The organism is Streptomyces sp. NPDC012637 (assembly GCF_042954805.1).
GTDB lineage: Bacteria > Actinomycetota > Actinomycetes > Streptomycetales > Streptomycetaceae > Streptomyces.
This window is the reverse complement of the sequence record NZ_JBIBDS010000001.1, coordinates 1,687,185-1,696,814: the sequence shown is the minus strand read 5'-3', so window position 1 is coordinate 1,696,814 and position 9,630 is coordinate 1,687,185. Positions and strand designations below refer to the sequence as shown.

The 9,630-nt window shown below is 72.8% G+C and carries 8 protein-coding genes; 5 read left to right on the top strand and 3 right to left on the bottom strand.

Going from position 1 to position 9,630, the window contains the following annotated elements:
* Positions 1 to 151: 151 nt before the first annotated feature.
* Positions 152 to 787, top strand: coding sequence for a hypothetical protein (locus ACFY8W_RS07590; RefSeq protein ID WP_391101415.1), 636 nt, complete (start codon positions 152 to 154; stop codon positions 785 to 787).
* Positions 788 to 1,168: 381 nt separating this feature from the next.
* Complete coding sequence (locus ACFY8W_RS07585) at positions 1,169 to 1,606, top strand: NUDIX domain-containing protein (protein WP_391101412.1); 438 nt, start codon at positions 1,169 to 1,171, stop codon at positions 1,604 to 1,606.
* A 548-nt stretch (positions 1,607 to 2,154) separates the two neighbouring features.
* Here ACFY8W_RS07585 and ACFY8W_RS07580 read toward each other — a convergent pair.
* Positions 2,155 to 3,267 (bottom strand): CorA family divalent cation transporter, encoded by a 1,113-nt coding sequence (locus ACFY8W_RS07580; RefSeq protein WP_391101410.1) that lies wholly within the window; start codon positions 3,265 to 3,267, stop codon positions 2,155 to 2,157.
* A 164-nt stretch (positions 3,268 to 3,431) separates the two neighbouring features.
* On the opposite strand from ACFY8W_RS07580, the gene ACFY8W_RS07575 reads away from it, so the two are divergent.
* On the top strand, positions 3,432 to 4,553 hold the full coding sequence (locus ACFY8W_RS07575; RefSeq protein ID WP_391101408.1) for a DNA glycosylase AlkZ-like family protein: 1,122 nt from the start codon (positions 3,432 to 3,434) through the stop codon (positions 4,551 to 4,553).
* 4 nt (positions 4,554 to 4,557) lie between these two features.
* Here the strand turns inward: ACFY8W_RS07575 and ACFY8W_RS07570 are convergent, their stop codons facing one another.
* Positions 4,558 to 5,346, bottom strand: a complete 789-nt coding sequence (locus ACFY8W_RS07570) for a LuxR C-terminal-related transcriptional regulator (protein WP_391101788.1) — start codon at positions 5,344 to 5,346, stop codon at positions 4,558 to 4,560.
* Positions 5,347 to 5,520: 174 nt separating this feature from the next.
* On the opposite strand from ACFY8W_RS07570, the gene ACFY8W_RS07565 reads away from it, so the two are divergent.
* Both ACFY8W_RS07565 and ACFY8W_RS07560 read left to right on the top strand, forming a co-directional pair.
* The gene (locus ACFY8W_RS07565) at positions 5,521 to 7,218 is read left to right on the top strand and encodes an AMP-binding protein (RefSeq protein WP_391101406.1); all 1,698 of its coding nucleotides are present in this window, start codon (positions 5,521 to 5,523) and stop codon (positions 7,216 to 7,218) included.
* Entirely contained in the window at positions 7,215 to 8,819 is a 1,605-nt protein-coding gene (locus tag ACFY8W_RS07560) for an AMP-binding protein (protein WP_391101405.1), read from the top strand. Before ACFY8W_RS07565 ends, ACFY8W_RS07560 begins: the two co-directional genes overlap by 4 nt.
* Here ACFY8W_RS07560 and ACFY8W_RS07555 read toward each other — a convergent pair.
* A complete protein-coding gene (locus ACFY8W_RS07555; RefSeq protein ID WP_391101403.1) occupies positions 8,767 to 9,426 on the bottom strand; it encodes a GNAT family N-acetyltransferase in 660 nt (219 codons plus the stop codon). The genes ACFY8W_RS07560 and ACFY8W_RS07555 overlap by 53 nt on opposite strands.
* Between the last annotated feature and the right edge of the window lie 204 nt (positions 9,427 to 9,630).

Genomic DNA, 9,630 nt, shown 5'->3' with positions numbered 1-9,630 from the left:
GGGCCCGGCTGTTTGGGCGGGCCACGGGGGCAGCCGGCCGGGGCCCCCCCCCCCCCGGCCCCCGGGGGGCCCCCCCGGGGGGGGGGCCCCCCCCCCCCGCCCCCCCCCCCCCGCCACCGCACCGCACCCACGCACCAGGAGCACCGCAACGATGCGTACACACCGCACCTTCCGCGCCGGCACGGGCCTCGGCCTCCTGCTCATGATCACCGCCCAGGTCCTGGCCCTGCCGACCACCGCCCGGGCTCACGGAGACACCGTCAAGGTGGTGGTGACCGGCCAGCGGGACGGCCACGTCACGACCGAGATCACCTGGGAGAACGACGGGGACGCCGTCGACGAGGCCGTCGCCGCCACGGTGAACGCGACCAGCCCCGACGGATCCCGCTCGATGGGCCCGTGGCCGCTGGTCCGCGACCCCGGCTCGCGTACGGGCTGGAGCACCGCCGAGATCCTCACCCCCGGGACCTGGAAGGTCACCGTCGACGTGGGCTTCCCCTCCCTCGGCCACGGGGAAGGGGAGATCTCGGTCCCCGTCGTCGACCCGTCACCGCCCGGCCCCCGCCCCACGCCCACCACGCCCGCTCCGGCCCCCACGACGACCGCCGCTCCGGTCCCGTCCGCACCTGCGCCCGCGCCGTCCTCCCCCTCCGCGAGCCCGGCGGGCGACCGGGGAGCCCGTACGGTCGGGTGGTCCCTGGCCGGACTGGCCGGGTTCGCGCTCGTCGGCGCCGCAGTCGGCGTGCTCGTACGACGGACCCGCGCCCGCAGGCGACTCGACCGCTGAGTCCGGGCCGTCGGTCACAGCCAGGTCCGCCCTCGGCGGTCACCGTGCCCTCCGCCGGGCCGGCGCTCCACAGCCAGGTGCCCCACAGGGCGGTGGCGACCGGAGTGCGCTCCTTGCCCGGAACTACTCCCTCGACGACACGGTCCTGCCCGGAGCCATCCCGGTCGAGGCAGAGAACGCCCTCCCCGCTCGGCTCCGTGCGCGGCCGGAGGACCAGATCAAGCGCCGGTGCGTCCCGCGCCGTGGCCGGCCCGGGGACGTCGCAGCCTTGGTGGCGTTCCTCGTGGGCCCCTCGTCTCGTTCATCACGGGGCAGTCCGTCCACGTCGACGGCGGTTGGCTGCTCCACTGGGACCGTCAACAAGCAAGGAGACGAACCGAAATGATCGAACGAGTCCGCGCCGTCCTCGTCACCGCCGACGACACGATGCTGGTCATCCGCCGGACCAAGCCCGGCATCCCCGAGTACTGGGTCCTGCCCGGCGGCGGCGTCGAGCCCGGTGACGAGTCCCGGGAGGCCGCCCTCCACCGGGAGATCCACGAGGAGGTCGCGGGAGAGGCCGACATCATCCGCCTCCTCCACACAATGGAGGGCGACGACGAGCGCCAGCTCTTCTACCTCGCTCGCATCGCGACCTGGTCCTTCGGCGACCGCACCGGCCCCGAGTTCAGCGCCGAGGGCCGCGGCGAGTACGCGCTCGAAGAGGTCCCGCTGACCCTGGAGGGGCTCGACGGCATCGACCTCAAGCCCGAGGAGATCGCCCACGTGCTGAGGGGAGCCATCGGCGCCGGAAGCCTTGGAGTCGAGGCGTCGCTCTGAACAGCGTGTATGTCGTCCTGCCGCAGGGACCGGCTCTGAGATGGGCCGGTCCCCGCATCCTTACGAGGCCAGCGCGGGGCGCCCGGACGCGGCTCCTCGTCCTGCCACGGCAGCAGCCGCAGGGCGAGGACCGATCCGTCGGCACGGACGGAGACGGGGCCGCCCCGATCCCTGTCGAAGGTGAGGCGGGGGCGGACGCGGCGGCTCGCGTGGACGAGAGCGCGATATTCCTCGATGTCGCCCCTGGCGAGCAGACGGAAGACCTCCGCGTCCACGCCGGAGACGGCGGGGCGTTCGGCTTCGGCTCACGGCCTTCAGCCGGGAACAGCCGACCTCCGCTGCCGAGTGCCTGGAGGGCGTGGACGGTCATCGTGCCGCCGTCCGTCGGGAGCCGCGTGCTGAACAGCAGGCGGGGGGGTCTCGTTCCACGCTCCGATGTGGACTGCTTCTGCGTGGGCCGAGGCGGAGGCCGGCTGCTCGGCGGAGGTGACGGTGCCGCTGTGGTCCCCCTCGTGGTCCCCCTCGCATCCAAGGGTCCTGGGGCTCTGCTACAGCCAGTCCTTCCGCTTGAAGACCACATACAGACTCGTGCACACCACTGCCATCAGCACCACTGCGAAGGGATAGCCGCCCGCCCAGTGCAGCTCCGGCATGTTGTCGAAGTTCATCCCGTAGATCGTTCCCACGAGTGTGGGGGCAAACAAGATCGCCGCCCACGACGAGATCTTCTTGATCTCCTCGTTCTGTTCGAAGCCCGCTTCGGCCAGGGCGCGCATCTCCGCGTTCTGTTGCTGGGTGACCAGCGTCGCGTTGACCGTGAGGATCTCGGTCAGGGCCTGGCGGAAGCCGTCGACGCGTTCGCTGGTGTGGGTGACGTGGTCGGCCACGTCGCGGAGGTAGCGCTGGAGCTCCTCGTCCGTGCCGTACTTGGCGAAGCCGGCCATCAGGCCGTGGAGCATGCCGACGAGCGGGCGGGTGGCGCGCTGGAACTCGACCATCTCGCGGGAGAGTTCGTAGATGCGCCGGGAGACCGCGGGGTCGCCGCCGAAGACCTCGGTCTCGATCTCGTCGATGTCGTTCTGGACACCGGCCACCACCGGGGCGTAGCCGTCCACGACCGCGTCCAGGATCGCGTAGAGCACCGCCTCCGGGCCGAGGCGGAGGAGGTCGGGGTCCTTCTCCATGCGGTGGCGGACCGCCGAGAGGTCCGGTGCCGCGCCGTGGCGGACGGTGATGACGAAGTCGGGGCCGACGAAGACGTGGAGCTCGCCGAAGTCGACCTCCTCCTGCGCGTCCAGGTAGCGGGCCGCGCGCAGGACGACGAAGAGCGTGTCCCCGTACCGCTCCAGCTTGGGGCGCTGGTGTGCCTCCATCGCGTCCTCGACGGCCAGCTCGTGCAGGTCGAACTCGGCGGCCAGCGAGTGGAGTTCGGACTCGGTAGGGCGGTGCAGACCGATCCAGGCCATGCCGTCGGGGTGTTCCCGGAGCTGGCGGAAGGTTTCCGCGAGGGTCTCGGGGGAGGAGACGCGGTGACCGTCGCGGTACAGGGTCGCCTGGATCACGCTCGGCCGGCTCGCGGACGCCGGCGGCTGGGCGGGCGAGGCGGCGGCCGGCGGCTCCGGTGCGCGGCGCCAGGCAGCGCGCGGACGGCGGTCGGACATCGTCGGTCTCCTCCGGGTGGCGTGCGAGACGGGGCCTCAGCGGACGGTTCGCAGGATATCGTGGGCGAATCGCTCCATATCGGCACGGTGCGGGACGGCGGCCGGCGGTCGTCGGTCCGAGGTCGCGGACGCTCCCTGTCCGCGATCCTCGCTAGCGTGCCTCCATGGCCCCGAAGACGACGCCGCCCCCGGTCCTCTCCGACCGTGCCCTCAACCGCGCCACCCTCGACCGGCAGCTGCTGCTCCGGCCCGCGCCGCTGTCCGCCGAGCAGGCGGTACACCATCTCGTCGGACTGCAGGCGCAGAACACCAAGCCTCCCTACTACGCGCTCGCCGCCCGCCTCGACGGCTTCGAGCCCGAGGACCTGTCCCGACTGATGGAGGCCCGGCAGGTCGCCCGTATCGTGACCATGCGGTCCACCGTGCACACCCACACCGCCGCCGACGCCGTCGCCCTGCGCCGCCTCGTCCAGGCCGGGGCCGTCGACCGCGAGCTGCGGATGTTCCTCAAGGGGCTCGACGGCGTCGACCTCGACCGGCTCGCAGGGCTCTCCGCCGACTATCTGGAGGAGCGGCCCCGCACCCCGAAGCAGCTGCGCGAGCACCTGCTCCAGGAGTGGCCCGACGCCGACCCGCAGGCCCTCACGGTCGCCGCCCGCTGCCTGCTGCCGCTGGTCCAGGTCACGCCCCGCGGGCTCTGGGGGCGCAGCGGGCAGGTCGCGCTCACCACCGCCCGGCAGTGGTTCCAGAACGCCGTGGACGACACCCGGACCGCCGGCCTCGACGAGACCGTGGTGCGCTACCTCCGTGCCTTCGGACCCGCCTCCGTCAAGGACATGCAGACCTGGTGCGGTCTCACCCGGCTCCGGCCCGCCTTCGAGCGGCTCCGCCCCGGCCTCCTCGTCTTCCGCGACGAGCACGGCACCGAGCTGTTCGACCTGCCCGACGCCCCCCGCCCCGACGAGGACACCCCGGCCCCGGCCCGCTTCCTGCCCGAGTTCGACAACCTGCTCCTGTCCCACGCCGACCGGACCCGCGTCGTCCCCGCCGAGCACCGCACCCGCACCTGGAGCGGCAACCAGGCCCACCGGGTCTTCCTCCTCGACGGGTTCCTCGCCGGGATCTGGCACCTGGAAGAGGGCAAGGAGAAGACCGTCCTGACCGTCGAGGCGTTCGGGCGGACCACCCGCGCCCAGCGCGCCGAGCTCACCGCCGAGGCCGAGCGGACCCTGCGCCTCCTGGGGCCGCGCGACGTCCCGCACGAGATCGTCCACACGAGCGCCTGAGCGGTCAGGGCAGCGCGCCCGCCCTGCGGGCCGCCACGACGGCCTCCAGGCGGGTGCGCGCGCCCAGCTTGCGCATCGACGAGCGCAGATAGCCCTTCACCGTCTCGGGGCTGAGGCCGAGCCGGCGTGCCACCGCCGCGTTCGTGGCGCCCGACGCCACCGCCGCGAGCACGTCCGTCTCGCGCGGGGTGAGCACCACCTGCGGCGCCCGGTCGGCCCCGGCGGCGGAGGCCGACCCCAGGCGGCCGCACACCGCGAGCAGCCGCTCCCGCAGCTCCGGGTCGCTCACCCTCGGCGCCAGCTCGCGCAGCTCCCCGTACGCCTGGCGCATCTCCTCGCGCTCGGCCACGAGCCGGCGCACCTCGTCGCGCACGGCGAGCGCCTGCTCCACGTCCCGGGCGGCCGCGACCGCCGCGTCGAAGACCCGCTCGCCGATCGGCAGCGCGTCGCGCAGCGCCCCGTACAGCACCCCGCGCACCTGCCGGCGGACCACGACGGGCACCGCGATCACCGAGCGCAGCCCCTCCGCCGACACCGGGCCGTCGTACTCGTGGGTGATGTGCCGGGCCGAGGGGTAGTCGGTGACGGCGCAGGGCCGCGACAGGGCCAGGCACTTCCCGCCGAGCCCCGAACCGGCCGAGACCGTCAACCCGACGAGCGCCGGTGTCACCGCCCCGCTCGTCTCCGCGATCCGCAGCGCGCCGCCGCCGGTGTGGAGCAGCCCGCCGAACACCACCTGGAGGCCGGTGCCGCGGCGCAGCCGCAGCAGGGCGCCGCGCACCTCGCCGTCCACGTCGCCGTCCGCATCGCCGCGCACGTCGCCGCGCACATCCACCGACTCGATCTGCTCGGCCACCGGACCTCCTCCTCGGCGTGCACGGTCTCCCCCCGAACGGGGGTAGTGAGACCTGGGTCACCGATTACACGATGTCCGGGCACGGTCCCGCAACGAGGAGGACGAGGACGCATGACCGCAACGAGCGCGACGGAGCCGACGGAAGCGACGGAAGGGTTCCGGGCCGCCCGCGACTTCCTGCTCGAGCACCGCGAGGACTACGAGACCGCGTACGCCGGCTTCGTCTGGCCCCGCCCCGAGCGGTTCAACTGGGCGCTCGAATGGTTCGACGTCATCGCCGCGGGCAACGACCGCACCGCGCTGCACATCGTCGAGGAGGACGGCACCGAGGTGAAGGTCGGCTTCGCCGAGATGTCCGCGCGCTCCAACCGGGTCGCGAACTGGCTCCGGGCCCAGGGCGTCCGCGCCGGCGACCGCATGATCGTCATGCTCGGCAACCAGGTCGAGCTGTGGGAGACCATGCTCGCCGCGATGAAGCTGCGGGCGGTCGTCATCCCCGCCACCCCGCTGCTCGGCCCCGCCGACCTGCGCGACCGCGTCGACCGCGGCCGGGCCCGGCACGTGCTCGTACGGGCGGAGGACACCGCCAAGTTCGACGACGTGCCCGGCGACTACACCCGGATCGCGGTCGGTGGCGACGGCGTGACCTGGCTCGGCTACGAGCGCGCCCACGCGGAGTCCCCGGTCTTCGAGCCGGACGGCACGACCCTCGCCGACGACACGCTCATGCTCTACTTCACCTCCGGCACCACCGCCCGCCCCAAGCTGGTCGAGCACACCCACACCTCGTACCCGGTCGGCCACCTGGCGACGATGTACTGGATCGGCCTCAGGCCCGGGGACGTCCACCTCAACATCTCCTCGCCCGGCTGGGCCAAGCACGCCTGGTCCAACCTCTTCGCCCCGTGGAACGCCGAGGCGACCGTCTTCATCCACAACTACACCCGCTTCGACCCGGCCCGGCTGATGGACGAGATGGACCGGCACGGCGTCACCAGCTTCTGCGCCCCGCCCACCGTCTGGCGCATGCTGATCCAGTCCGACCTCGGCCGGCTGACCACCCCGCCGCGCGAGGTCGTCGCCGCGGGGGAGCCGCTGAACCCCGAGGTCATCGAGAGCGTGCGGCGCGCCTGGGGCGTCACCATCCGGGACGGCTTCGGCCAGACGGAGACCGCCGTTCAGGTCTCCAACAGTCCTGGCCAGAGGCTCAAGGAGGGCTCGATGGGCCGTCCGAGCCCCGGCTTCCGGGTCACCCTCGTCGATCCGGTCAGCGGGCGGCCGGACGCCGAGGAGGGCGAGATCTGCCTCGACCTGTCCGGTAACCCGGTGGGCCTGATGACCGGCTACCACGGCGACCCCGAGCGCACGGCCGAGGCGATGGCCGGCGGCTACTACCGCACCGGCGACATCGGCTCCCGCGACGAAGAGGGCTACATCACCTACGTCGGGCGGGCCGACGACGTGTTCAAGGCCAGTGACTACAAGATCAGTCCGTTCGAGCTGGAGAGCGCGCTCCTGGAGCACGAGGCCGTCGCCGAGGCCGCCGTCGTCCCCGCGCCCGACCCGCTGCGGCTCGCCGTCCCCAAGGCGTACGTCGTCCTCGCCGCGGGCTGGGAGCCGGGTCCCGACACCGCGAAGGCGCTGTTCGCGCACTCGCGCGAGGTGCTCGCCCCCTACAAGCGGATCCGCCGCATCGAGTTCGCCGACCTGCCGAAGACCGTCTCCGGCAAGATCCGCCGCGTCGAGCTGCGCAAGCTCACGGCCGAGGGCGACACCGGCACCGAGTACACCGAAGGAGACCTCGCATGAGCGGCATCGCCGAACTCTCGTACGCGCACGGGGTGTCGGACACGGCACTCCTCGGAGACACCATCGGCGCCAACCTCGACCGGGCCGTCGCCGCCTGGCCGGAGCGCGAGGCGCTGGTCGACCTGCCCACCGGACGACGCTGGACGTACGCCGAGTTCGGCGCGGACGTCGCGCGGTTGGCCGACGCGCTGCTCGGCAGCGGCGTCGCCAAGGGAGACCGGGTCGGCATCTGGGCGGTCAACTGCGCCGAGTGGGTGCTCGTCCAGTACGCCACCGCCCGGATCGGCGCCGTCATGGTCAACATCAACCCGGCCTACCGCGCGCACGAGTTGGAGTACGTGCTCAACCAGGCGGGGATCTCCCTGCTGTTCGCCTCGCTCACCCACAAGAGCAGTGACTACCGGGCCATGGTCGAGCAGGTGCGCGGCGACTGCCCCGGGTTGCGGGAGACCGTCTACTTCGGAGACCCGACGTGGGACGAACTCCTCGGCCGTACCGCGCCGGAGGGCGTCACGCCCGCGGCGCTGTCCTGCGACGAGCCGGTCAACATCCAGTACACCTCGGGCACGACCGGCTTCCCGAAGGGCGCCACCCTCTCCCACCACAACATCCTCAACAACGGTTACTTCGTGGGCGAGATGATCGCCTACACCGAGCAGGACCGGATCTGCATCCCGGTGCCCTTCTACCACTGCTTCGGCATGGTGATGGGCAACCTCGCCGCCACCTCGCACGGCGCGTGCATGGTGATCCCCGCGCCCTCCTTCGACCCGGCCGCCACCCTGCGCGCGGTGCAGGAGGAGCGCTGCACCTCGCTCTACGGCGTGCCGACGATGTTCATCGCCGAGCTCGACCTGCCCGACTTCGGCTCGTACGACCTCTCCTCCCTCCGCACCGGCATCATGGCGGGCTCGCCGTGCCCGGTGGAGGTGATGAAGCGGGTCGTCGCCGAGATGAACATGGCCGAGGTGTCCATCTGTTACGGCATGACGGAGACCTCGCCGGTGTCCACCCAGACCCGGCGCGACGACGACCTGGAGCGGCGCACCGGCACCGTCGGCCGGGTGATGCCGCACGTCGAGGTGAAGGTCGTCGACCCGGCGACCGGCCTGACGGTGGAGCGCGGCACGGCCGGCGAGCTGTGCACCCGCGGCTACAGCGTGATGCTGGGCTACTGGGACGAGCCCGGCAAGACCGCCGAGGCGATCGACCCGGGCCGCTGGATGCACACGGGCGACCTGGCCGTGATGCGCGAGGACGGTTACGTCCAGATCGTCGGGCGCATCAAGGACATGATCATCCGGGGCGGCGAGAACGTGTACCCGCGCGAGATCGAGGAGTTCCTCTACGGGCACGCCAAGGTCGCCGACGTACAGGTGGTGGGCGTGCCGGACGAGCGCTACGGCGAGGAGATCCTGGCCTGCGTGATCCCGCGCGACCCGGCCGACCCGCCCACCCTGGAGGAGGTCACGGCCTTCTGCCGCGACCGCCTCGCCCACTACAAGATCCCGCGCCGGGTGGAGATCCTGACCGAGTTCCCGATGACGGTCAGCGGGAAGGTGCGGAAGGTGGAACTGCGGGAGCGGTACGCGGTGGACTGACCGGACGCGGCGGGGCGACGGCGCCGGCCGGGCGGACCACGGCCGCCGGGCGGGCCGGGCCGGCGGGGCCGCCCCGCCCGGCGGCGTCGGCCGTCGTGAGCTCGCGGCGCATGCACACCCTGGGCCAGGCGGCCAGCCCGTGTGCCGCCTCGGCCCGGCTGATCGCGCGCAGGCCCTCGGTGAGCGCGGGATCGCCCTCGTCGAGGCGACGGAAGCCGAGCCGGGTGTAGTACGGGGCGTTCCACGGGACCTCGGCGAAGGTCGTCAGGGTCAGCGCCGACAGGCCCTGCTCGCGGGCCGTCCCGGCCAGGTGCTCGATCAGCGCCCGTCCGACGCCGCGGCGGGCGGCGTCCGGGTGCACCGAGACCTGCTCGATGTGGGCGGCTCCGTCGACGGTGTCCGTGAGCAGGTACGCGACGGGCCGGTCGGTCGCGTCCACCGCCACCCAGGCCCGGCCCGCGGTGCGATAGCTCTCCAGGACGTCCAGCGGCAGGGGGTCGTCGTCCGCGATCTCCACCATGCCGAGAGGGCGGAAGGCCTCGCCCGCGGCGCGTTCGATGTCCTGGAGCAGGAGGAGTTCGGCCGGTTCGGCCACTCGGATGCGCATACGCCAGTATGGCGCGCCGCGAGTAGGCGGCGCGTCAAGGACGGGGTGAAGGACGGGGGCCAGGACGGGTGGTGGGGTGGAAGCGACACGGTGACGCGGTGACGCGGTGACGCGGTGACATGGTGACGCGGTGACATGGTGACGTGGTGACTGGTGTGCCGACGGCGGGCGCGGTGCCCGCGGCCGCCGTCGGCACACCCCGGT